We start from the raw sequence: 26618 nt of genomic DNA, 5'->3' as shown, positions 1-26618 counted from the left end.
TACGACCCGATCCGGATATGAAGTCAGATATTCATTGGTATGACAACAATGGGGCAAATTCTCCCGCAATCGGAGATGGTGTTACGCTTCGTACCTTCTGGCGTATCCTTCGGATTGAGGGGCTTATTCCTTTCACCGGCTGTGCAATTGTAATTGGGTTGGTGGTGGCGCTCTGGGAAGTCGGCCTTTCAGGTATTGACTGGGGGTTGTTTGTCATGACGGTCGTCGCAACGCTCTTCATCCATCTCGATGCCCATATCTGGAATGACATCACGGACCTGGAAGTTGACCGGCATGAGAAGAGCAGGGAAACCGGACGTGACCGGCCTCTCGTGTCTGGGTGGGCCACTGTGTGCGATTATAAAAATCTGTCTTTGCTCATCACGATCCTGATAATCGTTCTTGCAGCATTTCTTACGATGCAGCGAATTTACATCCCATTACTATTTATTATGGGCTTCTTTTTCGATTACGGGTATAATCATCCCCGCATCGCATTGAGTTACCATCCCTATACGGAATGGTACATTTTCCCATGGCTGGTGGTCGGGGTAACGGTGACAGTTGTGTACGCTGCGACCGGAATATTCTCCCTTCTGGCCTTTATTCTGTCACTCCTGCACGGCCTGACGGTGACCTGCTTCGTGGTATCAATGATGCGCCGTGACGTAAATTCCGATCGGGTGGGAAGGAAGAACACATCTTCGGTCCGGCATCCGGAATTACCGCACTCGACGAGTTATGGGATCGTTACCCTGATCGTGTCCGTACTGATGCTCTATCCGCTCTATGCTATTCTGGGACGAATGGCACTCGCGTATGCTCTCATTCTTACCACGGTCATTATCGCAGGGATAAACACGGTGTATGGGGCAAGAATTGATCAGCTCTGTACCCGTGCCCTGTACACGGCTTTTCCGGATTTTGAGTTGAAAGCCAACGAACTGATGGTGCAGCAGGTGGGAGCATCGATGATACATGCGGCGGCGATTATTATGATTTTACTGACATTTGGTGAGATATTATGAACGTTGCGATTGCTGGTGCGGGAATTGCCGGGGGGTATCTGGCGGGGCTTCTCGAAAAGAGAGGCATTGTGCCGGATGTCTATGATGGTGCGCTTCATACAACCACCTGCAAGTGCCGCTCATGTGGATGGGGTGTACCGATGGGTATCCAAACGTACCTCACTGATGTCGGTCTCGATCTGAACGACTATCTCATCGAACCCATGTCCCCCATGCATTTTGACGACCTTGTGGCCGGTACCCCTCTCTGCACCATACATAAACCCCGGCTTCTTCAGGATTTCAGAAAAAAAGCCACGATGAAGCGACAGAATGTAGGGATGGATGAGCTGGATGATTACGATATCGTGGTGGATGCAACCGGTATTCATCGAGCACTCCTTCCTCCCTGCCGGTCTGATCTGGCGTTGCCGACGTTGCAGCACAGGGTCAGCGTGGAATGCGAGGGAACTACACGCCTTGAAGCGGGGGTGTACGGGAACCGGATACCTGGCCTCGGGTACCTGTGGATCTTTCCCGTTGGTCACGATCAGTATCATATCGGCATCGGCGGGATCGGCCCAATCAAACACGAGAATATATTGGAACGCTTTTACCGGGAGTCGTCCGAAAGGTTCTCATTCGCCATTAAATGCAGCTGTCAGGATTCCATCCGGGTCGCTTCTCCGTACCATTCGACCCCGTTTTACGAGAGAAGGGAACGGAGTGATGGTACATCCCAGTTGATCATCGGGGTTGGCGAATCGATCGGGACGGTTTCGCCATTCACCGGAGAAGGGATTGTGCATTCCCTGGAATGTGCAAAAATATTGGCGGATACCTGGCCAAATCCCGAGCGGTATACCAGGTCGGTGCTTGCCCGGTTCGCCTGGATGAAACGGGAGCGGGAAACGCTCGATTATCTTCTCTCTACCGAAGGAAAGGGTGGCCCGAGGATGCGAGACCGTTGGAGGTTTTTCCGTAGCGCTCGTCGTTCTGAGATCGAACTCCCCATGATTGAAGCGTTCAAACAGATGGGCAGTCTGTCGCTGTGGGTGGAAAATACGGATTGTTAGATCTCGATACTTCCTGTTCACACTCACGGGCAGGTAGGAAAGATTACCCCTCCTGATTTACCTCACATACCTTTATTTACCATCTCATGCAGGAAGGGGCATATGGTAATACCTGTCGATGGGATACGATCAATCCATAATGCATTCAGAAAGGACATGGCCAATATCGATACTGCGGCCCTGGATCTGGCCAGAGGCAAGGGGAGTGCAATGGACACCTTCAAACGGCTCGAGTTCTATATGGAAGTGCTGGATTGGCATGCAAAAGGGGAAGAAGCAGGGATTTTTCCTGCACTTGAGAAGGTCGCACCCGACGTTGCCTGGGCATACGAGCGGGACCACCGTGGACTCGACGAAGCAAGCGGGAAACTGATTCGATCGAGTTCAGCTGGTGATTATCTGGAAACGGCCCGGGCAAGTGCCGCCCTCCGTTTCCACCTTAAAATCCACCTGGCAAAGGAAGATGCACATCTGTATCGGATTTTTGCAGAACGAGTTCCCATGCCTGAGCAGATGGAGGCAATGGGGGTCATGTCCAGCCATGTCCCGCAGGATCGATTTCTTGACGTGGTGGCATGGTGGATGCCCCTGGTTGGTCTGGAAGACCGGGAAAATATTGTCCGTATCTGGCAGATGGTGTTGCCCATCCCTGTTTTCGAAAAGGTTCGTGAAGTCGTCCACACCGTCACGGGCGACGAGTGGGTTGAACTTACTCGGAGGATACCGGGTCTATAGAATCATATGGAATGTACCGGATGACGCCCAGGGCATCCTCTTCTTCGGGAATGGATGATCTCTGGCAGGACCACAAGATTCAACATTCTCCACTCCATCTTCTCACCATGGGAACCACGGCAACAGATGAATTCATGAAGACCGCCATCGAGGAAGCGAGAACGGGGTTGAAGGAAGGCGGAATCCCCATCGGCGCGGTGCTGGTGATCGACGACACCATCGTCGGGCGGGGACACAATCGCCGGGTGCAGAACGGGAGTGCAGTCCTCCATGCCGAGATGGACTGCCTGGAGAATGCGGGCCGCCTGAGGGCACAGGATTATCGCCGTGCGGTGCTGTATTCAACCCTCTCGCCATGCGATATGTGTAGCGGCGCAGTCCTCCTCTATAACATTCCCAAGGTCGTCATCGGGGAAAACCAAACGTTTCAGGGGCCGGAGGAGTATCTGCGTTCGAGGGGTGTCGAACTGGTCATTATGGACGATGAGGAGTGCGTGCGGATGATGCGTGAATTTATCGCCACCCATCCGGAATTGTGGGACGAAGATATCGGAGAAGAGTAAAAGGATGATCCGTTGTTTCAAGGTATTCCTTCATTGCTGAGCCAATTGAGCATGTGCAAAAAAGGAATCAGGGGCTCTGTTTTATGAATAATCTCATCCATTTTTCCTCTGCGTATTTCCCGGTATGGAAGTTCCTATCCAGTACACAAGACACCCTGATGTGTAATGCTTCGGAGCACTCCTCCTTAATCATCCGGGTCGGTCGTAATGTATTTATCCAACACCCGTCAGGTAGTAATTGTGATGGGATGTATCCCAACACGTACATTGACCGAGGGATATAGATATGACTATGACAGCCTCCTCCAATCTCACTCAGGTGACATATTACAGAATATATGCGGACTCGCAGGGCGAATCTCATCTTGATGTCGTCACGGTCGAACAGAGACTCGCGCAGGGAGCGCCACCCGCCGCCCCGTTCTATATCTCTGAGGATAGAGCCGCGTCGAAATATCGCTTTTATACCTTTGAGCCGGGCTGGATTGGCGAACTCCATCCGGCTCCCACCCGGCAGTTCCTCGCCCTCATGTCGGGCGGGGTGGAAGTAAAGACGACCGACGGGACGGTCCATCAGTTCGGCCCAGGGGATCTGGTGCTTCTGGAGGATACCTCAGGGAAGGGACACGTGACAAGGAACATTGGAGACGGCTACGCCACGTTCTTCGTGGTACCCGTCCCGATACCTTAAGGATTGTCTGGAAGATTCTCTTCACCTGTCATTTGCCGTGTCTTCTCACTACGAAAAAGAATGGGTGATTTGATCAGGACCCGCAGTCTTTGTACTTGCCGCTGCACACGATGTATTGCTGCCCGTCGCTCCCCTGCGTCAGGCGGTAGAAGGTCATCTTATTATACAGCCCGGACTCTTCCGGATCCAGGAACACATACTCCACCCAACCGGTGCCGTTCTGAAGCGCTCCTGACCGAATCTCGTCACGGAACGGTGTACCGGTTACATCCACCAGTCCCTGGAAGTTGTTGCCCACGGAAGCGGGATTGTCTGCGTTGGCAACCAAGACCAGGTCCGTATCATAGACGAAGACATAGCGGGCCGGGTTTTCGGGATCGAGGTAGGGAGCCTCTCCCTCATTGATCTTCCGGAAGGTGCCCTGAGCATCCTGCTCGATCGCCTCCGCCGTCAGGTTGGCGAGTGCCATCACCTCGGCGTCGCTCGTGACATTCCGGTAGCAGCCGACCCCGAGGTAACGGTACAGGATCCGCTCGAATTCACTATAGCCGGGTTCCCTCGCTGTTTTGACTGCATCCAGCGCCTGCTGGAAGGACTGCACGGTTGCATCCGGCACGTCGAGACTGAAGGCATAATAGAGCGGTACATAGGGGAAACTGTAGACGACTTCGATGCCCGATGCATCGCCCGTTACCTGCTCTGCAAAATACCGTCCTGAAACCTCCCCATATGCCCACAGGTCAATATCACCATCCCGGAGCATGGAAACCAGGAGAGTGGCATTGAGGACCTGCACGATCTGGCTCTCGTCCACCCCGATATCCAGCAGCTGCGGGATGGCCGCGTCGTCTGTTTCAACTCCGATGCGGTAGTTCTGCAGGTCACCGGGATCATCGATCTCGATCCCACTTCCCTGCCGGGCAAAGATGACGGTATGGGCCGTCATAATGGGCCCGGCCCACTTGAAGGAGGTTTCGCGTGAGGGTAGGCGGGCGATGGTAAAGATCATACTGTTTTTCTGGTCGAGGACTGCCTGGTACCCCTCTGACCATGATAACAGCTGCAATTCTTCCCTGGATACGTTCGTCCCCATCTCCTCTGTGGCCAATTCTAAGAGTTCGACCGAGATCCCCTTCAGGGATCCGTTCTCTTCGTAGTTGTAGGGTGGCATTTCTGTGGTGTAGAACGACAGGCTCTCGATGGTTCCGGTTACAGGCACAGTTGTGGCGGGTACACTTTCGCCAGGCTGTTCATTCACACACCCACAAACAAAGAGTATCGCTCCCAAGAGCAGAATGAGATAAAGGGACGCATGATTACGTGGTGATAGCATGCATGGGGAATAGCCAGCATCTGTTATTAATTCACTGGTCCCAAGGGACTCTGATGTGAATTGAGATGTCTCCGCCAGGGATGGATGCACCCCCGATCACGGACAACGCGGAATATCAGTAAATTAACCAGAGGAGGGGAAGAGTATTTGCTGTACTGTTATCGCTAATTGTACTGATTGTGATCCTGACAGTACCTGCCCTGGCCGCGAATCCGCATTTCCATACGGTTACCGGGGTCGGGACGGTGATGAATTCGTACTATGATCCTGCGCATAATATCCACACCTATGCCTACACGGTGCAGCAACCACGAAGAAGAACATGACGATATTATACATATAATTAATTATATCTCGCGAAACCTAAGCCAACAAAGGGTTGTGAAAAGGGATTCAGGTCCCGCAGGCCTTGAAATTCCCGCTGCACACGACGTATTCGTTCCCGTCGCTTCCCTCCACCATGCGGTAATAGGTGGTCTTGTAGTACAGGTTCTGCTCAACCGGGTTGGCGTACACATAGTCTATCCAGCCGGTTCCGTTCTCGCGGGCTCCCTGAAGTATCTCGAACCGGAATGGTTTCCCGGCGACGTCGGTCTTATACCTGTAATTTACACCAACCATCCTTATATTGTCTCCATGGGCGACCATGGTCACATTGCTATCGTACACGAAGACATAGAGCGCCGGGTTCTCCGGGTCCCAGTACGGGGCTTTCTGTGCATTGATCGCCTGGAATGTGCCTTCGGCGTCCTTTGCAATATCTGCGGCGGTCATGTTTACGAGCGCCATCACCTCGGCGTCGCTGATGACCTGCCGTGCGCAGCCAACCCCAAGGTAGTGGTACAGGATCTGCTCATATTCACTTACCCCTGTGGCATCCCTCTGGTCACGCACGGTATTCAGCCCCTGCTGGAAGGCCTCGACCAGCAGATCCGGGACGTCCATGCTGAAGATGAAGTAAAGATCATCCTCGCTTAACGTATATACTGCCTCGTAGGCATTCGGATCCGTTGCTGTCTTGAGTATCTGGTGCCGACCGGCAAGATCGCCCATTGCCCAGAGGTCGATCTCCCCTGCCTCCAGCATCTGAACGAGTTCCTCGGAAGTCCCTCTATTGATAATCTGTGAAGGGTCCACTCCGCGAGATATGAGCATGTTGTTCTCGACAGAATCCTCTACCACCCCTATCCTATACTGGTTCAGATCCTCAGGCGAGGAGATGATGATGTTCTTCGCGATCGGTGCGAAGATGACAAAACTGGCCTTGGTAAACGGCCCTGCCCACTTGTAAAGAGGCTCTCGCTCCGCTGTCCGGACGATTGGGAAGAGGACCGTGCTGCCATCCTGCACTGCATCGAACCCTTCGGGCAGCGGGACGATACTGACCTCCGGGGGCTGGTTCGCGACCATGTGTCCAAAGACCGCATTCAGGATATCGATAGAGATACCGGTGACCTCCCCGTCTTCTTCATAATTATACGGCGCCCACTCCTCGGTCAGGTAGGTAAGCTGTGCAAGCCCCACCGCGGGAATTTGGCGGCCCAAAATCTTCTCATAGGTGCTGATCCCCTCGGCGTCTTTCTCTGCCTTGATGGCATCCAGGGTCTGCTGGAAGGACTGGACGAGCGAATCGGGGACGTCCTTGCTGAAGGCATAGTATCCCTCCAGTTCCGGCAGGGTAGAGACGACCCTCAGGGCATATGGGTTTCCGGTTACCTGGTAGGTGAAGTATTTTCCTGCAACTTCCGGATAGGCCCAGAAGTCGATCTCGCCGTCCAGGAGCTTCTGAACCAATACTGTTGCTTCGGTTTCCTGCACCAGCTGGTCCGGTTCGACTCCTGCATCCAGGAGTTGGAGCATGGCGACATCATCCTTGATCACCCCGATACGGACTCCCTCGAGGTCATCCGGAAACTCGATGGTGGCAGAGTGGTCTGGCCTGGCAAAGAGGGCAGTTGTAAAGGGATAGATGGGTCCTGCCCACTTGAAGGACTGCTCACGCTCGGGAAGCCTTGCAGTGGTGAAAACCACGGTCTTCTCTCCGGTGAGGGCCGCCTCATACCCCTCTGTCCAGTATACCAGCTGGATCCGGTCATGCGATACGGGCTCACCCATCCTTGCGGTGATTTCATCCAGGAGATCAATAGAGATTCCCTTCAGGAGACCGCTCTCTTCGTAGTTGTAGGGCGGCAATTGTTCAGTGTAGAACGAAAGCTCGCTCATAGACAAGGTCGCCGATTCTTCATTCACACACCCACAAACAAAGAGTATCGCTCCTACGAGCAAAATGAGATAAAGGGCCGCATGATTACGTGATGATAGCATGCATGGGGAATAGCCAGCATCTGTTATTAATTCACTGGTCCCAAGGGACTTGATCTGATGTGAACTGAGATGTCTCCGTCAGGGATGGATGCACCCCCCCTCTCCATTCAGGTCGGTATCCGGTAAGAACGTCTCCTTGGCATTCCTATATATAAACCCCGATATCCAAAGGGGATTCTATATCCCATTAATATATTTGACAGGGTTGCTTTCAGGCAGAGCTATCCAGTCAATAGCATTTCAGGGGGAAAATCATGAATGCACAGATCGAAGCACAGTATGAAGAAACACTGGACCCGGAAGAGTGGGAGTCCATGCGTGTCCTTGGCCACCGAATTCTGGATGACGCAATGGACTATCTCGAGACGCTGCGGGATCGTCCTGTCTGGCAGCATGCGCCACCGCAGGTGAAAGCGCACTTTGAAGGCCCACCGCCGCCAGAACCCGAGCCTGCCGAAGAGGTATACCACGAGTATCTCCGGTACATTCTCCCGTACCAATTTGGCAACAGCCATCCGAGGTTCTGGGGATGGGTCGCGGGCCCCGGAACCGTAATGGGAATGTTTGCAGAGCTGCTGGCGGCCTCAACGGATGCCATCAGCGGATCGTTTTCCTACCTCAGCAATAACTACGTCGAGCTGCAGGTTCTCGACTGGTGCAAGGATCTTCTCGGATATCCTCCGGATGCCGGCGGTCTTATTACCAGCGGTTGCTCGGCTTCAAACCTGATCGGCCTGTCCGTTGCACGGAATGCCATGGCCGGGTTCGATGTGCGGAGCAGGGGAATGTATAATGCCCCGCAGCAGATGACTCTCTACTGTTCGGAAGAAGCGCATTCCTCTATCCAGAAGGCGGTGGAACTGCTCGGTTTCGGGAACGACGCGTTACGCCGTATCCCCGTGAACGAGTCCCTGCAGATCGATCTCGCGGCTCTGAAAGCGGCCATTGAAAACGACCGTGCGAACGGGCTTCTCCCGATCTGCATTGTCGGGTGCGCCGGGACGACCAATACAGCGGCGATAGACGATCTCAATGCACTCGCAGATATCTGTGCCGAGGAAAAGTGCTGGTTCCATGTCGACGGTGCGTGTGGTGCCTGGACAGCCATCGCTCCCAGGTATCGGCATCTCGTCGCGGGAATGGAGCGCGCTGATTCTCTGGCATTTGACCTGCATAAGTGGATGTATTTGCAGTACCCCATCGGCTGTGTCCTCATTAGGAACGCCGAAGAACAACGCCGTGCCTTCTCGCTCTCCACGACGTATCTTGCCCACGGGGAAGGAGACCGGGGGTTGACCGGTATTGACGTGCCCTGGCTCTCAGATTATGGGTTTGAGCTCTCGCGGGGATTTTGTGCACTCAAGGCATGGATGACGATAAAAGAGCACGGCACCGCCAGGTACGGGCGACTTATCCAGCAGAATATCGATCAGGCGCATTATCTGGCCCGGCTGATTGAAGCCGCCCCTGAACTTGAGTTGGCGTTGCCGGTATCGCTGAATATTGTCAACTTCCGCTACACCCGGCCTGATCTGGACGATGCCATGCTCGACGGCCTGAACAAGCAGATCGAGACCGAACTCCAGGAGAGGGGGATCGCGGTCACCTCAACCGTCACCCTCAGGGACAGGAAGTTCCTGCATGTCGGCATTGCCAATCACCGCAGCCGGTGGGAGGACTTCGATCTTCTCGTACGGGAAGTAATCCGGATCGGCAATGAACTGGCCGGATCAGGGGCATAAACCCAAATGTGGTGTGGAACTGTCATGAACGATGGCCATTTCGTCGCTCTGTCATGATGTCCTGCATTCAAAGAGTCTGGGGGGCGGACAGGGATAAACCTGATTCCCGGTCCCAGTTCCGCCCATGCAGAAACAAACAGCGGTACCGGAAGAAAGGCGGCACCATTATTCGTCTGCGAGCGCCCGCTCCAGCGCTGCCCGTGCGAGAAGCCGTGTGGAATCAAGCACCGGCAGGGGGCAGTCATCGGGATTGACGAGAAGCGGGATCTCCGTGCACCCGAGGACGACCGCATCGCATCCCCGGCTCTTCAACTCTTCGATCACCGTGTTGAAGTACAGCCGCGACTCTTCGGTGAATATGCCGTTCACGAGCTGCTTGAAGATGATGGTGTCGATGCGGTCCCGATCCGGCGTATCCGGAATCTCACAGGTGATGCCGAAGTCCGCGAGCCGCTCAGGATAGACGGGGCCCGTCATCAGGTACTTCGTCCCGGTGATGCCGAGGGTTTTGTAGCCCCGCGCCTGCGCTTCGGCGCCGACCGCATCCGCGATATGGATCCACGGGACCGGCGACGTCTTCTCGACCAGGGAAAAGGCCTCGTGGATGGTATTGTCCGGGCATATCAGAAGTTCCGCCCCGATGGAGACGAGCTTCTCTGCGGTTCCCGCCATCAGGTCTGCGACTCCCTTCCAGTCACCGGAGCGGATGAAGGGCATATACTCACCCAGGGGATAGGTATGCATCGATACCTCGGGGTGCATGTGTTCCCCCATCCGTGCCGGTGCCTCACCACAGAGGGTGCGGTAGCAGAGCGCCGCCCCCTCCGCGCTGCAGGCAACGATTCCGATATGTTTTGGCATAGTGTCCTCATATTGGCGGAAGATGCTTTTAGTGTTGTGCTGGTGCAGACAGGAGATATCTCCATAGGAAATTTTCCTGTGCCAGCTGGTCCGCTACGATGCCCAGTTTCACGGGAGAACGTTGACGGATACCGGTTCATGCTGCTTGGACTATCGGAAGAGAGAATTCAATACCCCCAGGTCCAAAAACCGGGCGTATGATTCTACGTCACCGATATCCAGCGGGATCCCGCTCCGGAAGCATACCATGCCATGCACGCATCCTGCGACCCCCGGAGATTCGGTCCGGAACAACGGGCACCATTCACAAATGATGAGAAGCGCACACTTTCACCCATAACAGACCGGCACGAATGGCGGCGGGCTGGTGTGGGTAACAGACAGGAATAAACCTTCATTCCCGGTCATCTCTATGTCTGCACAGGGAAAAATAGGGCAATGCCACTGGATGGATTGCAGCACTCTTACCCATCTTCCAGTGCCCGCTCCAGTGCCGCCCGTGCGAGAAGCCGCGCGGAATCCAGTACCGGCATGGGGCAGTCACTCATGTCAACGAGAATCGGAATCTCAGTCCCGCCAAGGGCGACTGCGTCGCATCCCCGCTCTTTTAGTTTCTCAAACACGTCACAAAAAAATCGCCGGGATTCATTTGTATAGATGCCGTTCACGAGCTGCCTGAAGATAATCATGTCAATGCGTTCACGGTCCAACTCATCCGGCAACTCACATACAATGTCAAACTTCGCGAGTCTCTCAGGGTAGACAGAACCTGCCATCAGGCATTTCGTGCCAGTAACCCCGATTCTGGCATATCCCTGTCGTTTCGCCTCTACTCCGACTGCATCCGCAATGTGTATCCATGGCACCGCAGACTTCTTCTCCACCGAGGAAAAAGCTCCGTGGACAGTATTATCCGGACATATAAGGATCTGTGCCCCGATGGAGACCAGTTTCTCTGCTGAATCCAGCATACGTTCAGCAACCCCGTCCCAGTCACCTGAACGGAATAAGGGTACATACTCCCCCAACGGGTGGGTGTGCATCGAGACTTCAGGGTGCATGTGCTCCCCCATTCGTGCGGGAGCCTCACGGCAGATAGTGCGATAGCAGAGGGCCGCCCCTTCCGCACTGCAGGCAACGATTCCAATATGTTTTGGCATAATGTCCCCCTGTATGGAATAAGAATGCTTCAGTGTTCTGTTCAATACGGAATTAGAGTCATTCAGGGAACGCCCACGAGAGGCGTCTCACAGTTCGGGCACCGCATACTCCAGCAGGGTACCGCAGGACTCCGTTCTGTCGTATATCCGCAGCGGGGACAAACACATCTTCTCTGTGCAGAAGGCGGGACCAAACCATCGTTTCTCTGAGGTGCACCGGGCATATCGTTCACATTCCCGTGTATCTCACCCGAAGCTGATAATATCTACGGGCGATGCCATATCACCGAACATCAAACCACCATCTCGTCAGGTCTTTATCTCATTCACCTCATTCCGCATTCCTGCCATAGAACAAACAGGGAAGACTATTATTCGGGAACCACAACCCCTCCCTGCCCATGATCACCGTCTCTTGCTCAACCTGCGGGGCAAAACTCTTCCGCTACCAAAAAATAGGAAAAGGCCGCCTGCTGCACTGCTGGAATACCCGCATCTCATCCGATCACACAGTCCGTACCGGGGATGATATATTCTGCCCGAAGTGCAGGCAGCACATCGGAGTTGTGGAAACGCAGTGGATCAATATGCACGGCGGGTCGGTTACCGTGAAGGGGTCGGCACTGAAGAAATGAGGGAGATAGGTTAGCAAACGATATGATGAACAATTACAAGATATTGTGATGATGATTGCTCTCACCAACAATACCCATGCATCGGCATGAACACTCAGGCATCTACATTTTACCATTCAGATTGATTTAATCAATCTCTGATTTATCATAGTAAAATATCCATTTCTTCCCGTCCCTAATCTTTAGTATCTTTCCGGCCTCCTCAAGCCCAAACAAATCGCTACGTGCTGTCGGCAGTGAAACACGGTATTTCCCTGCGATCTCACTAATCGAATAAAACCGGTCTGGATGTTTGATAAAATCCTTAAGAATTTCCGCCTGCCTGAAGGATATACCGGGGATTTTCTCAACAAGGACAAGGGCCTCTCTTTCTTCGGCTTTGGCACTCTCAATGTACCGTTTGAGCTCATCCATTGCCCGATTGATGATACCAATGTTATAGTCGATGAAATACGTCATGTCGTTTTCATCCGTTTCAGTATAGAGATAGGCTTTGATATATTTGGCCGGAGCATTCACAAATATTTGCGAGATGGAGAGATATTCAAAGAGCACATAGCCATGCTTCAAGAGATACCAGTAAAACAATGCCCGTGCCGTCCTTCCGTTGCCATCATTGAAGGGGTGAATGTACCCTATGAGAAAGTGGAGGATGATCGCTTTTAAAATGGGGTGGACAAATGTATCACCGTCATTTGCAAATTGACAGAGAGATTCAAGCATCTCAGGAATTTTATTGAAATCAGGCGGAACGTGATAGATCTTTTCAGGATCCACTTTATCCTGTACGACAACATCATTGGACGACCGAAAGTGAATTTCATCCTCACTCTTCTCCATCGTTCCCCATGTGATCATCTGATGAATTCTGACAATCAACTCAATGGAGAGGGGAAAGTCCCTTAACTCTTTTAATCCTTCAATGGTTACGTAATTATTCAGAATCATCCGCTCTGATTTATCCGCTGGCGCTTTCCCTTCCCGAAGAAACTTCTTTGCAACCTGCCGGGTTGTTGCAGCACCTTCAAGCTGACTGGATGCAATGGCCTCCTCCATAATGGAATTTGCGAGATATTGCCGTTTGCTGCTTTCGCTCGGTGTCTGCCCAATCAATGAATCAATTGGTGCCGGTGACTCCTTGTCAATCTGATGGAGTTTCCACTGGAATTTTTCCAGCGCAACGAATGTGAATAATTCGTCCCCGATATTGATCTTTACAGAAGCTGGATTGCGAATTGTTTTCAGGAGCATCCAGAAAAGTTCTCTCTGAAACGGAAGATCCCTCCGCCGCAGATCATCCCAGTGGATGTACCGGAATTTATTGTACTCCGACACATACTTCGCAATTTCTTCGTCCCCCCTGATGTATGCAATGAAAAAATTTGAGAACTCCTGCCCGTATTTTTCAGACAGAATATACATATCCGGGGACTTTTCAGGAATTCGCATAATTACACACCTGCAAGAAACTGTAAATTTTTCTAAAATTTACAGTTGTCATCAGATAGTATATCCTACATACTGAAATAACTATCTGAAAATTTTTCAAAAATTTACAGATATATTCAGATCAAGACCAATGAAAAATCTACCACAGCTGTATTCATGTGTTACTCAAAAAACGCAATAGAAAGGCGATTATCCCTCCAATGACTCCCGCCCAAGATCAATCACCCGGGCATCCCCACAGCACTCTCTGAGCATCTCAGCCGTATCCGGATGGCAGGTGAAGTAGAGTACCTGATTCGTCTCCGCGAGTCGGGCAATCGCCCGGCAGCTGTTCTCCTTTCGCACCGGGTCAAAGTTCACCAGGATATCATCGAATACCACCGGGAGTGCCACATCATGCTTCCCGAACTCCGTGATATATCCAAACCGCAAGGCAAGATAAAGCTGTTCTGCCGTGCCCCGACTCAGCTGGCTGACCTCTTTTCGCCCGCCGCTGGCCTCTTCAACGAGCACCCCGTTCGCATCCAGCGGTTTGATGATCCTCCGGTAGCGTCCGTCCGAGATATCCGAGAAGATATCTGTCGCCTCCCGGATTACCGCCGGCTGGCGCTCTTTTTCATAGCGTTCAACCGCCTTGCCAAGAATATACCCGGCAATCACCCGTTTCGCCCACTCGCGGGAATGGATATTGACCTCATCACAGAGACACCGGTATTCAGATTCGAGACGTGCGGATTCATCCTCTGCCTCAAGCTGTGCAATGGACTCTCTGATCTGCCCGAGACTGGTGCTTTGTTCTTCAATACTCTCTTCGGTCTCCATGAGCCGCTCTTCCAGATCTACAACAGCTCCGGCAACCTCTCCATACTCCAGTGTTTCGAGCTCTGCGGTATATGCATCAAACGAATTATCAATCCCTGCGGCCCGGACAATTGCGGATTTATGTGATTCAAGATCACGGTTGAGTTCTCTTTGTTCACTCCACACCCTCCCGTATTCACGGAACTGATCTTCATCGGTGGATGACCCTTTCGTAAGGAGTGTGGTCTTCTCCGCCAGAAGCGTGTCAATTTCTTCCGTGAGAAGGAGAATTTCATTCTCAAGTTTCCGGCACGAGAGTGCAGTATCCTCCTTTTTCTTCCGGTTTGCCTCATTCTCACCCAGAGTGGATACCAAACGTTCGATATCTTCTTCAACAGACCCACCGGAGGGAACGCCGCACTCCTCCATCAGGGAATTCACCTCTGACTCATATTCCGCAGCCGAGGTGGTAAGTGCCAGAAGGCGGTCTGATTTCGTCCGGTTTGAATGGAGCAGGGCAACCAGCTGTTGTGCCTTCGGGATTAACTCCTGCACAATATCCGGAAGCATCTCCTCCGGCAGGGACACCGAACGAAGCCACGTCTTCCATTCAGCATTCAGCTTTGAAAGGGAATTTTCTGTGAGGTTATTTTCCGCTGTTTTTTCTTCGAGCTGCAAGTTCTTCCCGGCAAGCTCTCCCTCCAGTTGCGACAGGGCTGAAACATGATTCGCACGTTCGGCAATAGCCTTTAACAGACGCTCCAGTTCATCCCGCCTGCCTGCGATGGAGGCGGCGGAGGGAACCCGCTCAAACCCTGCCACCTGTGCCAGTCCCGTCAGACGGGACGAAAAAGCCTGCACCTCATCCTGCTTCTTCCGGCGGAGATCAGCCCATTCAAGCACCGCCGTCTCCGACACATTCACAGAATCGCCGCCATACACATCATTCCGGCGTGACTCGTGCTTCTGCACTGCTGACCAGTACACCCCTGCTGCGATAAAAAAGAGTACCATCAGACCACCACCAATGAAGATGGAGTCCCCAATCACACCCAGTCCGACGGAGAGTACCCCTGCCGCCACCATCAGCCCGGCGGGCCAGAGGGGCATCTTTCCTGTGAGCGCCGCGTTCGTCTCTTTCCACCGCTCGCCTGCCGCCGCCTCTTCTTTTTCGGCCCTCTCAAGGTCAGTTTTCAGCCGATCCAGTACAGGAATTTCAGCATACAGTTCGTCAACAGCTTTCTTCTCCCGCAACACCTTCTCTTCAGCGGGCAGGCCATCAGACGCCCTAAGCGTTTCCTGTAATACGGTACACTTCGGCACAACTGCATCCCGGTCGTTTCGTATCTGTTCCACTTCCTTTGCAAGAATGCGAAGGTCTTCTTCATACCGGCTGAATTCCTTTCGAAATCCACTGACACGGCTCTGTGCTTCCGGTGATGAATCGAAGGAGAGAAGGGCTGCATCGTCCCAGTCCGGATTGAGGAGAGAGAGACCCCTTCGGTAGCCATCCTCTCCACTCGCGAGTTCTTCTGCGAGTGCATCACGAGATGATACGTCAGATAGATATTTCCCGAGACCCCGCTCAAGGCTTCGGATACCGGAACCAAGTTCAAGGACCGCGGTGTTCACGGTGATCGCTGAACAGTCAATCAGGATATTTTGGCGTTCCCGTTCTTTCCCCGTCCTCGCATCTTCACGTTCCTGCATTCTCTCATTGATGCGGTCAAGCAGGTGTTTGCCGTCCTCAGGAAATGTGTCAATAACAGGGAGTGCGGTGAGGCGGCCGGATATTTCCTGATATACCGTCCAGTCTTCCCAGATCCCTGCTATCCTCTTCCAGTTCTCTTTTTCCTTCAGAATATCAGATCTCAGGGCCTTTAGCCGCGACAACTCCGCCTCCACGGTGCGCCTGTTCTGCTGGTATTCATCATACTTCATCTGGCTTTTGGAGAGGGCACGAATCGCTTTCTTTGTATCAGTGATCTCCTTCATGCACTTCGTGATACGGGGTTTGCTGCTCCTACCGGGTTTATAGAATGCATGGATCTCATCTATGATTGTCTTCTGCAGCACCGGAACGGAGCATGTCTTCATCCCCACACCGGCACCGGTTACATGATTTTGCACCGAATCTTCAGAGAGGGTCTCAAACCGGTAGAGCTCTTCAAGGCCAAACGCAAAGACATTGTCATAAAAATACTGGTCTGCAGACCCCGTGATGGATTCAAGTGGCCTCATAACAGGAGTTCCGTTTTCGTCGCGTATGGTATACTGGTCGGGTTTTCCCTGCCGAACGATATCATATACTTCCCCTCCCCCCGTCTCCACGGTGAGTCGTCCCCCATACTCCCCGCCATTGAGCGGTTCATAGGGATTGAAACTCCGGCCGGGCGGTTTTCCGAAGAGCATGCGGCGGATGAAGGCAAGCAGCGTTGATTTACCGGCTTCATTTGGCCCTTTGATGATCGTCAGACAGGGTGGAAGGTCACGCATAGTGTAATCATGGAAATGGCCGAACCCCTCGATATGCATCTCCCGGATCTTCATGAACGGTCCCCCGGTATCAGGTGGTCAAGAAGATAGGTCTCCGCCTCACAGATAAGTGCAGAGAGTTCTTCCTCATCGATCTCTTTGAGGACACCTTTTCCGTGGTATTTCTCAAACAGACCGCCAAGTTCTTCCGTAAGTTCTTCGTCTATCTCCCCCGTCTTCTGCATCTGTTCCGAGATAGCGAGCACGTCGGCGATGAGGTCACCCCGCTGCATAATCATCTCCCGGTCAACAGGGAAAGCGGTGGCATCGATGAAGCGCTCAACATAGACCGCGTTATCCATCCCGGCCTCCTGTTCACGGAAGAACTCAGAGAGTTCCTGCAGTGCCCCCTCCTGCACCAGGTCACGGTGCACATCGCCACGGCCCGTAAGGGTGATGCGGCATATCACGGCGCAGGCTGTGTTTTCACTACGAATCTCCTCAATGCGGGTTTCAATCTCCCGCCGGAGTTCATCAAGGGAACTGATATCATCGATAGAAACAGGTGCCTCCTGCCACACCACAGATGCGGTTTCGATGAACTCCGTCCGGATATCTGCATCAGAATGGGTGGTAACCAGATAACACCCGCGGGGACCGGATTCCCCGATATCCCTTCCCTGGGGAATACCGGCATAGACAATGGCCGGGCTATCTTTCTGCAAAACAGACGGTTTATGGATATGACCGAGTGCCCAGTAATCATATCCCTTCCCGGCAAGGTCCTGAAGGGAACACGGCGAGTAGGGATCATGGCCGGTATTGGTGCCGATAGTGCAGTGGAGCAGTCCGATGGTAAACGGCCAGTCGTCTTCACGGTCAGGATAGCGGCGGGCGAGATTTTCTGCAACAGTCTCCCTCGGGTAGCTCATTCCGATGATCATGGCCTTCGGGACACCATTTTTTTCATACCATATCAGTTCGGGTCTGTCTGAGCGGAGGAAATGCACCGATTTTGGCCAGACAATCTCCTTTGACCATCCTCTGGCAGGATCGTGATTCCCACAGATGATGTAAACAGAAATTCCCGCCGCATCGAGCCGTTCAAGCCCTTTATGAAATTTCAGCTGTTCAATGATCCGCTGATTTTGGCTCTCATAGATGTCCCCCGCTATAAGAATGAAATCAACTGCATTGTCTATTGCTGTCTCAATGATTCGCTCATATGCACCATACCCGGCATGTGAGAGTAATTCTGCGATATCTTTGTCCATCCGTGCAATGCCTGAAAACGGGCTGCCAAGATGGAGGTCAGCAGTATGGATAAATTTGAGGCATTTGTTGGAGTCCGGTTGTGTCATATCGATTTTTTCCTGCATTGGTCACCCTGTGGAGCGATAAATACTACAGGAGTATCGCTTCATATTGAGGAAAAATAAGGCTTTTGGAACGATTCATATGATTAAAACAGTTCTCGATACCCTACCGTTCAGGAATGGTGTGTTCAGACGGTTCCACCGGTAGTACGTGAATCACGATGGATGAGGGGGGTCACACCCTCTCCGTCTCCTGACACTTTTCCGCAACAATCACGCAGAAATCATGCTCAGACTCTGCTGAACGGATGGAAAAACCCGCGTCCCTGAGAAGCGCCTGCACTTCAACGGATGTGAAAAATCTGCCCTGCGAAAGAAAGCGATGGCCGGTCTCTCCGCGCAGGTGTGCCTGTATCAACGGCGCCCCGCGTTCCAGAAATCCGGCAACAAGTACACCGCCGGGGACAAGCACCCGGTATGCCTCAGCAATGGCACGGGCCGGATCGTCAAAGAAACAGATGACCGTCACCATCAAAACAGATGAACACGACCGGTCTTTGAGGGGGAGCATCTCTCCTACCCCCCGGATCACCTCAATTCCCCGCTGGCGTGCCATCTGTCCAAGGGCAACGGACGGTTCAATCCCAACGGGGATGCCCAGGGGTGCGGCAAACCGTCCGGACCCGACACCCACCTCAACAGTGCGGGCGTCCGGGGCGGGAAGGACCGCCCGGATACGTTCGCATTCGGCACGGTATACTGTTCGGTGCAGAACAAACCATTGATCATAAGCCCACGCATGGCGTTCAAAGACTTCCTGCGGCAATTCTCGTCACCCGGCCCCGTATGCGCATAATATCCGCCCGTCGGTATTATGGTTGCGCCATGTCTCTTTTGACACGGATTCATACTCCGTACATCACGAGTGGTGCATAAAAATGGGGTAAATGATTATTCTTCTGATGCTGTCTTGGAATGCGGTAAACAGTGTATTAGGGACAGTTCCGTTTCACTTCGAGGAGACGCATTGCCTTGTGATCACCTCTGCAGGTGACTTTTCCCATATCCGCCAGATGCAACAGTCTGCTGTAGATGTAGATATCTCCGGTCTGGTGGTATTCATCACTGAGTTGTCCGAGCACTTCACCGACAACCCGTGCGGCAGGCGCCCAGACATCCGTAACATGATTGCAGATGAATGCATCATAGATATCCTCTTCAGCCGAGTATAGCTGGCCCCTCCATAAGGTTCTGAGACAGGCATTTTCCTCCTGAAGCCTCTCCCACACGGCACGATAGTACGCCACTTCGTCTTCCCGGAGTAGTCGTGCAGTGCTGACTGCTGCGACAATCCATTCCGGTCTCATCGCCCCGATTGCATCAGTCACAATCCGGTACGGCTTTCCGCCATAGATATCGACATCGTCAACCGAAATGCCATCTGTCAGGTCGACAATTTCAATCCGGGACAGATCATCCTGACGGGACAAAAATTCCAGAAATCCTGCATATTCCATAACAGACCGCCGTGAAAACCATACCACTCTCTTCTCGTATGCTTCTGATACGGATTGCCAGAACGTTTCAGATAACGTCTTCATCTCACCTGCATATTTGACAAATTCATCTTCCGGGCACAGTCCTCTGAAAAAATCAATTCTCGTATCACTGTCATATGGGAATATGGGGCCGATACCCAGGTCATCCGGAAGCGAAATGACGGTGCAGTCGGTATCCTTCAGGGCATGCCTGACGGTGCCTCTGCCGGATTCTGAAAACGTAATATGTTGTGTTCCTGTATGCATTGTATCATCGCCAAATATTTTCAAAATAAAAGAATTTGCAATATTATTACCTGAAGTGATGCATCAAATCAGACGATAAAGGTTGGCGACATTGCATGTTGCAAATCAAAAGGAAATATCCCCATTCACAAATTCACCCCGATTGTTGTTCAAACAACCACAATGGCAGAGAAAATATCGATATTTTAAGGTCCACCCCCCAGATCCAACCCTCTTTTCCACACCACATCCCCTATACCGGGCCATCTCTGTTATTCAGATGAAATTCATTCGTCCCTGTCAATGGAAAAATATGAACATGCGGTGACAGTCAACACCCATATATATAGGCAAAAACAATCAGGACATAATCATTCAACAGGAGATGCAGAAATGGAGGTTCTCATGTATATTGTTAGAAATTTCCTGCCGTTGGCTGCGGTAATCATCACAATCTCTGCTATTGGCTTTTTTTTGTTTGCAAAATACCGGCGAAGACATGATACGGCAGGCATAGTTCAGTATACCCTTGCCGGGTTCATCTTCGGAATGAGTGCAGGGAACGCACTGATTACCATTCCCCAGGCAATTATGTATTTTGGTCCGCCCATGATGTATGACATCATTATGCAGCTTGGTGTGACCTTCACTCTCTTTGCGGTTGCCATGGTCATCGTGACAAGTACCGAAACCCGCAGGGATATGCAAGAGCTTCTGAAACGGCTGGACACGCTTTCCGAAAGTGAAAATCAATAGTGCTCCCCTCGCCTCCCCGATCCGTGAAAGGATCTATCACACAAAATGGAGAACGGTCAGCACCATCCAATTCGGATTCCGTACTATTTAGAAAAAATGGAAACGAACAGGAAGCCGTCACCGTATCAGCTTCACCGCAGTGCCGTAGGCGAGGAGTTCCGCGGCGCCGGCTGTCGTCTGGGATGTCGTAAACCGGACGTTGACGACGGCATCTGCCTCCATTTGGTTTGCATCATTTATCATCCGGTTAATTGATTCCCTCCGGGCATCGGAGAGCATATCGGTGTACTCCTGAAGTTCCCCGCCAACGACACTCTTGAGGCCCGACATGATATCCTTACCGAGATGCTTTGCACGAACGGTGTTTCCTGAAACAACGCCGATTATTTCGTATTCCTGTCCGGGAATCTGTTCAGTTGTGGTAATGATCATTCCTTATACCCTCAGTCTGCAGCCTCTTCGATGATCTCCTCCCTCCTCCGGAAGATAATGAGTGCTGCACCAATGAGAAGCAGCGGTATTCCATAGAAAAGGAAAAAGACCGGGATGACCGTTACCGACAGGACGGTGAGCACAAGGCCCGCCGCAAGTAACAGGATTCCCCATATGATCTGGCTCTGCATTTATTAGAGGTAGGTCTGATGGATGAAAAAACTTGCTTATGAAGAGAAAACCCAAAGATGTGAGCATTTTTCGTATTGCATTCCTCACCGGTACGGTCATGGAATTTTACTCTGATCCAGCCGGGTTGAATACATCCTGCGACCGTGTGCCACTCACTATCCATCGTTGGTATGAACCCCGGAAGGCTTCCTGCAGCGTCATCAACCTCCCAAGATTATAATCGTCAGCATCCCACCGTTTCAGGTTCCTGGCATCCGGTTTCCCGTCCCGGTAGAAATGAAGGGGATAAAACCGTTCTACCCGGATGAGACCAAAGATGAAACGCATTCATCATATCAAAAATACCTCTCCTTTGAAAAATCCTATTACCTTCATTTATGATATAGCATGGACTGCCGGTTTCATTCCGGATTTATGGGTTGATGGAGACCGCTGGGAAGACCCATTCCGGAAACCGTAAAGATCGTTTCGGTGAGGAACACATCCAGGAGAGAAGGGAAAAAGAAAACATTACCCATATTTTGGTTCATTCGTTCGTTTGATGCCTGAGGAGCGACAATATCCCGGTAAGGCAGAATAATCATGAAACGATTCAGCGCAACACTTACCGGATATATTGACGTGGACACCGACCTGCAGTGTGATGCAGAAATTCTGATGGAAAACATCCTCAGTGATGTCAGGTCAAAACTTGCAGAACGCGGCAGCATTAAAGATTTCTCGATTTCAGTGTCAGCAATCGAGGAAGTGAAGGGTAGATAACAGACAATCTAATATTTTGTACATTCCCTCCTGCGGCAGGGTTATGAATATCATCGTGGCGGGCATCTCAGATTCTGATAATGTATACAGCCCTGCAAAATAAATTCATATGACGCCCATATCGGATAATCGGACAGAAGAATAGAGAACAGAAGCAGCACACCCATACCTTCTGCTTCTGGTCGTGGCGAAGCCATAACCCCGCCCCCATAAACCCGTTTCGGGGAAGAATCACCGGTTTGCACCGCATCCCCTCCCCATAACCGGCGGCACTATGTGTTCTGCATATCACCGGGATTACTTTACGCCAATAACATCCCGGATCTTCTGCTGTGTCTCCGAACCCCTTGTGCAGTAATATGAGTACGCAAGTCCCATCTCACGTGACAGGGGACAGGTCGAACAGAGACATTCAACCTCTTTTAAAATGCAGTTACTCGTCCCCAGTGTACAGAAAGCAAATCCTTCATTTCCTTCCTTCTCACCCCCACATTCCCGAAACGTCGGGCAGATATCACAGATACACTGTTCTTTTCTTTTCTCAACCACCATTTCGCGTTCTTCTGTGGTCAGATTCAGGGAACGCAACATCATCTCAAAATAATCGCTCGGCATACCTCATCAACAGGAAGCAGAATGGCATTTGTGGTATAAAAATGTACGCCATCCCGTGAATCACCCCGTATGGCATAAACACCAAACCCTCATCGAACCAATCAAATGAAAAGGCATTGGAAAATTGCAAATCATGTCAGCACATCTGACAGTACACCAATGAAATTCATTTGAATAACTCTCACGGGCAACTCCGGGAATTCCCGATCCTTTTGTATTTAATCATAATGGACAAATACCAATATACTGCTATAAAAATTGATTTGTAATGACCATGAGCTCCCAAAAAAGATTTCTGGAAGTGGAAATGAAGATGATTCACTCATGTTCAATTACATATCCAGTGTCAGATTATACACCGTCACACCGGATTTATCAAGAGGCAGTACCGTTGCCGAACCTTCCGTAAAGGTAGTGCGATTATGCACAACGGCAACATCATAACTCCCTATCGGCATATATTCAAATTCATGCGGGGTGGTGACACCGGTGTACTGTCCCCTGAGATAGACCATAGCACCAGAGGGGGTGCTCTCTACCTGGAGACTTCCATATGGATATTCCTTCATGATAAAGCTGAATTCAGAGTTATCAGATTCACCGGTATTTACAAATTGAATCACTTTTCTTTCCGGATAATACCCACCTTTTGAGACTTCAATCACATGCTGTCCTTCAGCGATTTTTTCCACCGTGCATGGGGTCCGCAAACCGGTTTTGCAGCCGTCGATACAGACATCCGCACCCTCGGGGGTACTGGTGATGGTGATTTTCCCGATGGTATCAATGGACTTAGGGGACACAATCTTAAGTACTGAATTCTCCTCTTGGTGTCCGGTATTAAATGAATAGAAAACTCCGTCTTTTTCGACCGTGACATATGTCCCGCTCTTCTCAACATACACCTTTGAAGGGAATGAATATTCGGGATATTCGCCTTCAATCATAAATATACAGTCTTTGAAATCCTTTGACTGAATGGAAACCGGAACTTTCTGGGAAAAAACACCGGGTTCGAGTTTCACATAAGAATCGTCACCACCAGTGATATACACGGTTTTCATTGCTGTTTGTACGGTATCCGAACTGTACCGTACCATAACGGTATGGGAACCCTCTTTGAGGCCGTAAAAATATTCCGGGGTTGACCTGTCGGTCTTTACCCCGTCAAGGGTTATCGGGAGGGTATCCGGATACGATGTCACATAGAGCCCACCGGTTCCCTTTTCCACATCCGTAACGGCAGAATTTTCAGGCTGAACATCTGTGACTGCATCATAAACAGGCTTATCCGACTTCGAAGGGGTATTTACAGGTGAAATACCCTGTGATGATGAAACCGAAGTCCCGGATGCCGTATCCGGAACGGATTCTGATTCTTCAGGAGCACCTGAGAAGATAGCTCCAAAGAAACTGAAGATATACCCGATGATACCCCCATCGTCATTTATCACAGTTTCACCAGGGGCGGATGGTGCCGTATCCATACCTGTCCCCGCGTCTCCAACAGCTGCATCATTCCCGGACACCGGTGTGTCATCCGGTGTTTCACGCACATCAGGGGTGGCTGTACCCGGTGTGGATACCGATTCCCCTTCCCCGCCAAATACAAATGAAATATCGGACTGTTCGTCCATTCTGATTGTGACATCCGCAGATTGCGGGGAATACCCGTCATGGTAAACCGTGATGGTGTGATTCCCGGATTCAATGTCCGTTATAACAGAGTCAGTATGCCAGAGCGTGTCATTGCCATCGACAAAGATATCCGCACCTGCAGGAACGGATGATACAAAACAGGAGCCCGAGCCTTTCTCCAGGATGAATTTCTCTTCGGTGATATACCCGCTCTTTACCCGAATGGTCTTTGGTTCCGTTGGTTCATACCCGTCATATTCAAGATAGACAGAGTGATCTCCTGCGGGAACGTCAACAAATGAAGCGTTCGTCTCCTCTCCGGAGTATACCCCGTCGAAATAAATTTTCGCCCCGGCAGGGGTTGAGGAGATATTCAGGTTTCCAACCTGTGGTCTCCAGCTCCCCGGAAATACCGATGAATCGTCAGAATCATATGATATTTTTCCGGATGAGCCACCTTCACCTCCACCGGAGCCGACGATATCCACCACATATCCGCTTGCGCCTTCGCCCACGATTCTGTTCGTCCAGGAGACGCCTTCACCTTGGTTCGCCTGATTCTCCGCACACCAGCCATAGGTGTTGAATGCCACAAGTCCGGAGTCAAAATTCTCTATGGTATATTCTACCTTCACCATTCCGTTGTCGATAAGCCCCGGAAGGAACGAGTTTTCACCCAGATTTCCTACCTTGAGATCAATGAAATAGAGATAGAACTCCTCGTCCGATGTTATATCCTGATCGCCGTAGATGGGATAGTTCATCGGGTCATTGTTGCCGGCGGGTTTCCATTTCTGTGGCCCATAGCTCAGGGACGAAATGGTAAATGTCTGATCCACTGCTCCGGACACATATTCCAGATCTTCTGCTACCGGAGGCTGATTGAGAACACCTGTCGGAATCCAGTTATATCCACTGGAACGGATTTTAAGACGGAAATCATCAGGAATCGGGTCCTCATCTTCCGCAGGCTTCCGAATGGCAACCATCAGCAATACATTATTGAAAAAGCCCCGGCCTCCGGTGTCAGAGAGATAAAATGTCCCGCTCTTCATGGAGGTAGTGGTAAGCTGACCATACCTATCCGTTGTGCTCGTTGTTATATGAAGGGCATTTAGCCCCCCTCCATCAAATTTTATGTAATATCCACCAGAATTGGCGGTATTAATGTTTACATGCATTGCCCCGGCGATTGGGTTTGCGGGCAGGTCTGCGGCAGAAACACACTGGAATGCTGCCACTACAATAAGCAGGGCGACAAGGATTCTGCAGTAATTATTTTTGTTTTTGTCATTGTTGTTCATACAACACCTCAGATGAGTACAAAATGAATCAGAATAAACGCCAGCATTACCATGAAGGAAAGGAATATAATTGCCGTAAAATCATCTTTTCCGAGTTTAGGCGCGTTATACAGGCTTGGTTTTTCAGCCGTCCCATACCCTCTGCACTGCATGGCATCCGATACCTGACCGGACCGGTTCAGCATGATCACGGTCATCGGGATGAATAACGAGAGTAGTTTATCAATTTTTTTCATGGGTGATCCACGGTCAAATTCCAACCCACGGGATTTTTGTGCATCAATCACATTGTTTGCGTCCCGCGACAGCGTTGCTGTTGATGAAAGGGCATACCCAAGGGAAAACGAGATGATGTGCGGAACTTTCATACCCTGGAGACTCTTCACAAAATCACTGTATTTCGTTGTCATGATAAAGAGAAATGAGAAGCCGGCGATAATAAGCAGGCGAATCACCATGGAAAATGAGAAATACAGGCTTCCTTCCGTTGCATACGCGTGGATAAACCAGATCTGTGCGGAGAAAAATTCAGCACCCGCACTTTCGTGGGAAAAAAACAGGTCCATCACAAAGACAAAGAGAATGAGCGGGAGAAGTAACCTGAGTGAATACAGCCATTTGTTGAATAATCCGGAATTGAGAGCAAGAGCCACGATACAGGCCAGTATCAGAGATGTCACAATCACATTCGTTGTCAGAAATGAGATGATACTGAATATAAAAAGCATTAAGAGCTTTGTACGTGGATCAAGGGAATGAACAGGAGAGTCTCCGGGGACATACAGTATACCCCTCTTTTTTTTCTTCTGCCCCTTCCTGACCGCCATAACCGATTCAGTGAATAGTTCGCTCTTAAGGCTAAAAATGATTGTCACACACCACTAAGTAAATCAAACTAGGTTAACAAAATACGGCATACACTTTTGTGGGTGATTCATTATTCCAAAAGAGAGCAAGTCATCCAGA

At 51.1% G+C, this 26618-nt stretch carries 25 protein-coding genes; 9 read left to right on the top strand and 16 right to left on the bottom strand.

Annotated features, from left to right (window positions below; all coding sequences use genetic code 11):
- Positions 1 to 17: 17 nt before the first annotated feature.
- The 5 genes from OU421_RS08895 (at position 18) to OU421_RS08875 (ending at position 4072) form a co-directional block, all read left to right on the top strand.
- Positions 18 to 1028: a prenyltransferase gene (locus OU421_RS08895; RefSeq protein WP_268185747.1), complete on the top strand. Its 1011-nt coding sequence runs from the start codon at positions 18 to 20 to the stop codon at positions 1026 to 1028.
- The gene (locus OU421_RS08890; protein WP_268185746.1) at positions 1025 to 2083 is read left to right on the top strand and encodes an NAD(P)/FAD-dependent oxidoreductase; all 1059 of its coding nucleotides are present in this window, start codon (positions 1025 to 1027) and stop codon (positions 2081 to 2083) included. The genes OU421_RS08895 and OU421_RS08890 overlap by 4 nt, the downstream gene beginning before the upstream one ends.
- 102 nt (positions 2084 to 2185) lie before the next feature.
- Positions 2186 to 2818, top strand: coding sequence for a hemerythrin domain-containing protein (locus OU421_RS08885; RefSeq protein ID WP_268185745.1), 633 nt, complete (start codon positions 2186 to 2188; stop codon positions 2816 to 2818).
- 20 nt (positions 2819 to 2838) lie between these two features.
- A complete protein-coding gene (locus OU421_RS08880; protein ID WP_268185744.1) occupies positions 2839 to 3381 on the top strand; it encodes a nucleoside deaminase in 543 nt (180 codons plus the stop codon).
- A 292-nt stretch (positions 3382 to 3673) separates the two neighbouring features.
- Positions 3674 to 4072: a cupin domain-containing protein gene (locus OU421_RS08875; protein WP_268185743.1), complete on the top strand. Its 399-nt coding sequence runs from the start codon at positions 3674 to 3676 to the stop codon at positions 4070 to 4072.
- Positions 4073 to 4145: 73 nt separating this feature from the next.
- Here OU421_RS08875 and OU421_RS08870 read toward each other — a convergent pair whose 3' ends face one another.
- Both OU421_RS08870 and OU421_RS08865 read right to left on the bottom strand, forming a co-directional pair.
- Positions 4146 to 5405, bottom strand: a complete 1260-nt coding sequence (locus tag OU421_RS08870) for a transporter substrate-binding domain-containing protein (protein WP_268185742.1) — start codon at positions 5403 to 5405, stop codon at positions 4146 to 4148.
- A 393-nt stretch (positions 5406 to 5798) separates the two neighbouring features.
- Positions 5799 to 7730: a transporter substrate-binding domain-containing protein gene (locus tag OU421_RS08865; RefSeq protein ID WP_268185741.1), complete on the bottom strand. Its 1932-nt coding sequence runs from the start codon at positions 7728 to 7730 to the stop codon at positions 5799 to 5801.
- A 254-nt stretch (positions 7731 to 7984) separates the two neighbouring features.
- On the opposite strand from OU421_RS08865, the gene OU421_RS08860 reads away from it, so the two are divergent.
- Positions 7985 to 9472, top strand: coding sequence for a pyridoxal phosphate-dependent decarboxylase family protein (locus OU421_RS08860; RefSeq protein WP_268185740.1), 1488 nt, complete (start codon positions 7985 to 7987; stop codon positions 9470 to 9472).
- A gap of 165 nt (positions 9473 to 9637) precedes the next feature.
- Here the strand turns inward: OU421_RS08860 and OU421_RS08855 are convergent, their stop codons facing one another.
- The 3 genes from OU421_RS08855 to OU421_RS08845 all read right to left on the bottom strand — a co-directional run bounded on the left by OU421_RS08855 (position 9638) and on the right by OU421_RS08845 (position 11493).
- Positions 9638 to 10333 (bottom strand): aspartate/glutamate racemase family protein, encoded by a 696-nt coding sequence (locus OU421_RS08855; RefSeq protein ID WP_268185739.1) that lies wholly within the window; start codon positions 10331 to 10333, stop codon positions 9638 to 9640.
- 203 nt (positions 10334 to 10536) lie between these two features.
- The gene (locus OU421_RS08850; RefSeq protein WP_268185738.1) at positions 10537 to 10731 is read right to left on the bottom strand and encodes a hypothetical protein; all 195 of its coding nucleotides are present in this window, start codon (positions 10729 to 10731) and stop codon (positions 10537 to 10539) included.
- Between the two features lie 66 nt (positions 10732 to 10797).
- Entirely contained in the window at positions 10798 to 11493 is a 696-nt protein-coding gene (locus tag OU421_RS08845; RefSeq protein WP_268185737.1) for an aspartate/glutamate racemase family protein, read from the bottom strand.
- A 401-nt stretch (positions 11494 to 11894) separates the two neighbouring features.
- Here OU421_RS08845 and OU421_RS08840 point away from each other — a divergent pair, with 401 nt between their 5' ends.
- Positions 11895 to 12128, top strand: coding sequence for a hypothetical protein (locus OU421_RS08840; RefSeq protein ID WP_268185736.1), 234 nt, complete (start codon positions 11895 to 11897; stop codon positions 12126 to 12128).
- 126 nt (positions 12129 to 12254) lie between these two features.
- On the opposite strand, the gene OU421_RS08835 is transcribed toward OU421_RS08840, so the two are convergent.
- The 5 genes from OU421_RS08835 to OU421_RS08815 all read right to left on the bottom strand — a co-directional run bounded on the left by OU421_RS08835 (position 12255) and on the right by OU421_RS08815 (position 19974).
- Positions 12255 to 13577: a Fic family protein gene (locus OU421_RS08835; protein WP_268185735.1), complete on the bottom strand. Its 1323-nt coding sequence runs from the start codon at positions 13575 to 13577 to the stop codon at positions 12255 to 12257.
- Positions 13578 to 13766: 189 nt separating this feature from the next.
- Complete coding sequence (locus tag OU421_RS08830; RefSeq protein WP_268185734.1) at positions 13767 to 16928, bottom strand: AAA family ATPase; 3162 nt, start codon at positions 16926 to 16928, stop codon at positions 13767 to 13769.
- Positions 16925 to 18232 (bottom strand): metallophosphoesterase family protein, encoded by a 1308-nt coding sequence (locus OU421_RS08825; RefSeq protein WP_268185733.1) that lies wholly within the window; start codon positions 18230 to 18232, stop codon positions 16925 to 16927. The genes OU421_RS08830 and OU421_RS08825 overlap by 4 nt, the downstream gene beginning before the upstream one ends.
- Positions 18233 to 18404: 172 nt before the next feature.
- Entirely contained in the window at positions 18405 to 18995 is a 591-nt protein-coding gene (locus tag OU421_RS08820; RefSeq protein ID WP_268185732.1) for a class I SAM-dependent methyltransferase, read from the bottom strand.
- 166 nt (positions 18996 to 19161) lie between these two features.
- Positions 19162 to 19974 carry a DUF3658 domain-containing protein gene (locus OU421_RS08815; protein WP_268185730.1) on the bottom strand — a complete coding sequence of 271 codons (813 nt, stop codon included), beginning with the start codon at positions 19972 to 19974 and terminating at the stop codon, positions 19162 to 19164.
- A gap of 384 nt (positions 19975 to 20358) precedes the next feature.
- On the opposite strand from OU421_RS08815, the gene OU421_RS08810 reads away from it, so the two are divergent.
- Entirely contained in the window at positions 20359 to 20709 is a 351-nt protein-coding gene (locus tag OU421_RS08810) for a hypothetical protein (RefSeq protein WP_268185729.1), read from the top strand.
- Positions 20710 to 20826: 117 nt separating this feature from the next.
- Here OU421_RS08810 and OU421_RS08805 read toward each other — a convergent pair whose 3' ends face one another.
- The 3 genes from OU421_RS08805 to OU421_RS08795 all read right to left on the bottom strand — a co-directional run bounded on the left by OU421_RS08805 (position 20827) and on the right by OU421_RS08795 (position 21660).
- Complete coding sequence (locus OU421_RS08805; RefSeq protein ID WP_268185728.1) at positions 20827 to 21141, bottom strand: heavy metal-binding domain-containing protein; 315 nt, start codon at positions 21139 to 21141, stop codon at positions 20827 to 20829.
- An 11-nt stretch (positions 21142 to 21152) separates the two neighbouring features.
- On the bottom strand, positions 21153 to 21332 hold the full coding sequence (locus tag OU421_RS08800; protein ID WP_268185727.1) for a hypothetical protein: 180 nt from the start codon (positions 21330 to 21332) through the stop codon (positions 21153 to 21155).
- 106 nt (positions 21333 to 21438) lie between these two features.
- Positions 21439 to 21660 (bottom strand): hypothetical protein, encoded by a 222-nt coding sequence (locus OU421_RS08795; protein WP_268185726.1) that lies wholly within the window; start codon positions 21658 to 21660, stop codon positions 21439 to 21441.
- Positions 21661 to 21915: 255 nt separating this feature from the next.
- On the opposite strand from OU421_RS08795, the gene OU421_RS08790 reads away from it, so the two are divergent.
- Complete coding sequence (locus OU421_RS08790) at positions 21916 to 22095, top strand: hypothetical protein (RefSeq protein WP_268185725.1); 180 nt, start codon at positions 21916 to 21918, stop codon at positions 22093 to 22095.
- Between the two features lie 297 nt (positions 22096 to 22392).
- Here OU421_RS08790 and OU421_RS08785 read toward each other — a convergent pair whose 3' ends face one another.
- From OU421_RS08785 to OU421_RS08775, 3 genes are all read right to left on the bottom strand, one after another.
- Complete coding sequence (locus OU421_RS08785) at positions 22393 to 22710, bottom strand: DUF2769 domain-containing protein (RefSeq protein ID WP_268185724.1); 318 nt, start codon at positions 22708 to 22710, stop codon at positions 22393 to 22395.
- 332 nt (positions 22711 to 23042) lie between these two features.
- Positions 23043 to 25652 carry a PEGA domain-containing protein gene (locus OU421_RS08780; RefSeq protein ID WP_268185723.1) on the bottom strand — a complete coding sequence of 870 codons (2610 nt, stop codon included), beginning with the start codon at positions 25650 to 25652 and terminating at the stop codon, positions 23043 to 23045.
- 8 nt (positions 25653 to 25660) lie between these two features.
- A complete protein-coding gene (locus tag OU421_RS08775; RefSeq protein WP_268185722.1) occupies positions 25661 to 26527 on the bottom strand; it encodes an energy-coupling factor transporter transmembrane component T family protein in 867 nt (288 codons plus the stop codon).
- Positions 26528 to 26618 lie beyond the last annotated feature (91 nt).

This window comes from Methanogenium organophilum, assembly GCF_026684035.1.
Taxonomy (GTDB): Archaea; Halobacteriota; Methanomicrobia; order Methanomicrobiales; family Methanomicrobiaceae; genus Methanogenium; species Methanogenium organophilum.
Note: the sequence above shows the minus strand (reverse complement) of the source record. Positions and strands in the feature narration are given on the sequence as shown.

Bases quoted from the DNA above. Each gene is read 5' to 3' on its own strand.
- OU421_RS08895 (WP_268185747.1), top strand. From the start codon at position 18: ATGAAGTCAGATATTCATTGGTATGACAACAATGGGGCAAATTCTCCC.
- OU421_RS08890 (WP_268185746.1), top strand. From the start codon at position 1,025: ATGAACGTTGCGATTGCTGGTGCGGGAATTGCCGGGGGGTATCTGGCG.
- OU421_RS08885 (WP_268185745.1), top strand. From the start codon at position 2,186: ATGGTAATACCTGTCGATGGGATACGATCAATCCATAATGCATTCAGA.
- OU421_RS08880 (WP_268185744.1), top strand. From the start codon at position 2,839: ATGACGCCCAGGGCATCCTCTTCTTCGGGAATGGATGATCTCTGGCAG.
- OU421_RS08875 (WP_268185743.1), top strand. From the start codon at position 3,674: ATGACAGCCTCCTCCAATCTCACTCAGGTGACATATTACAGAATATAT.
- OU421_RS08870 (WP_268185742.1), bottom strand. From the start codon at position 5,405: ATGCTATCACCACGTAATCATGCGTCCCTTTATCTCATTCTGCTCTTG.
- OU421_RS08865 (WP_268185741.1), bottom strand. From the start codon at position 7,730: ATGCTATCATCACGTAATCATGCGGCCCTTTATCTCATTTTGCTCGTA.
- OU421_RS08860 (WP_268185740.1), top strand. From the start codon at position 7,985: ATGAATGCACAGATCGAAGCACAGTATGAAGAAACACTGGACCCGGAA.
- OU421_RS08855 (WP_268185739.1), bottom strand. From the start codon at position 10,333: ATGCCAAAACATATCGGAATCGTTGCCTGCAGCGCGGAGGGGGCGGCG.
- OU421_RS08850 (WP_268185738.1), bottom strand. From the start codon at position 10,731: ATGAAGGTTTATTCCTGTCTGTTACCCACACCAGCCCGCCGCCATTCG.
- OU421_RS08845 (WP_268185737.1), bottom strand. From the start codon at position 11,493: ATGCCAAAACATATTGGAATCGTTGCCTGCAGTGCGGAAGGGGCGGCC.
- OU421_RS08840 (WP_268185736.1), top strand. From the start codon at position 11,895: ATGATCACCGTCTCTTGCTCAACCTGCGGGGCAAAACTCTTCCGCTAC.
- OU421_RS08835 (WP_268185735.1), bottom strand. From the start codon at position 13,577: ATGCGAATTCCTGAAAAGTCCCCGGATATGTATATTCTGTCTGAAAAA.
- OU421_RS08830 (WP_268185734.1), bottom strand. From the start codon at position 16,928: ATGAAGATCCGGGAGATGCATATCGAGGGGTTCGGCCATTTCCATGAT.
- OU421_RS08825 (WP_268185733.1), bottom strand. From the start codon at position 18,232: ATGCAGGAAAAAATCGATATGACACAACCGGACTCCAACAAATGCCTC.
- OU421_RS08815 (WP_268185730.1), bottom strand. From the start codon at position 19,974: ATGCATACAGGAACACAACATATTACGTTTTCAGAATCCGGCAGAGGC.
- OU421_RS08810 (WP_268185729.1), top strand. From the start codon at position 20,359: ATGTATATTGTTAGAAATTTCCTGCCGTTGGCTGCGGTAATCATCACA.
- OU421_RS08805 (WP_268185728.1), bottom strand. From the start codon at position 21,141: ATGATCATTACCACAACTGAACAGATTCCCGGACAGGAATACGAAATA.
- OU421_RS08800 (WP_268185727.1), bottom strand. From the start codon at position 21,332: ATGCAGAGCCAGATCATATGGGGAATCCTGTTACTTGCGGCGGGCCTT.
- OU421_RS08795 (WP_268185726.1), bottom strand. From the start codon at position 21,660: ATGCGTTTCATCTTTGGTCTCATCCGGGTAGAACGGTTTTATCCCCTT.
- OU421_RS08790 (WP_268185725.1), top strand. From the start codon at position 21,916: ATGAAACGATTCAGCGCAACACTTACCGGATATATTGACGTGGACACC.
- OU421_RS08785 (WP_268185724.1), bottom strand. From the start codon at position 22,710: ATGCCGAGCGATTATTTTGAGATGATGTTGCGTTCCCTGAATCTGACC.
- OU421_RS08780 (WP_268185723.1), bottom strand. From the start codon at position 25,652: ATGAACAACAATGACAAAAACAAAAATAATTACTGCAGAATCCTTGTC.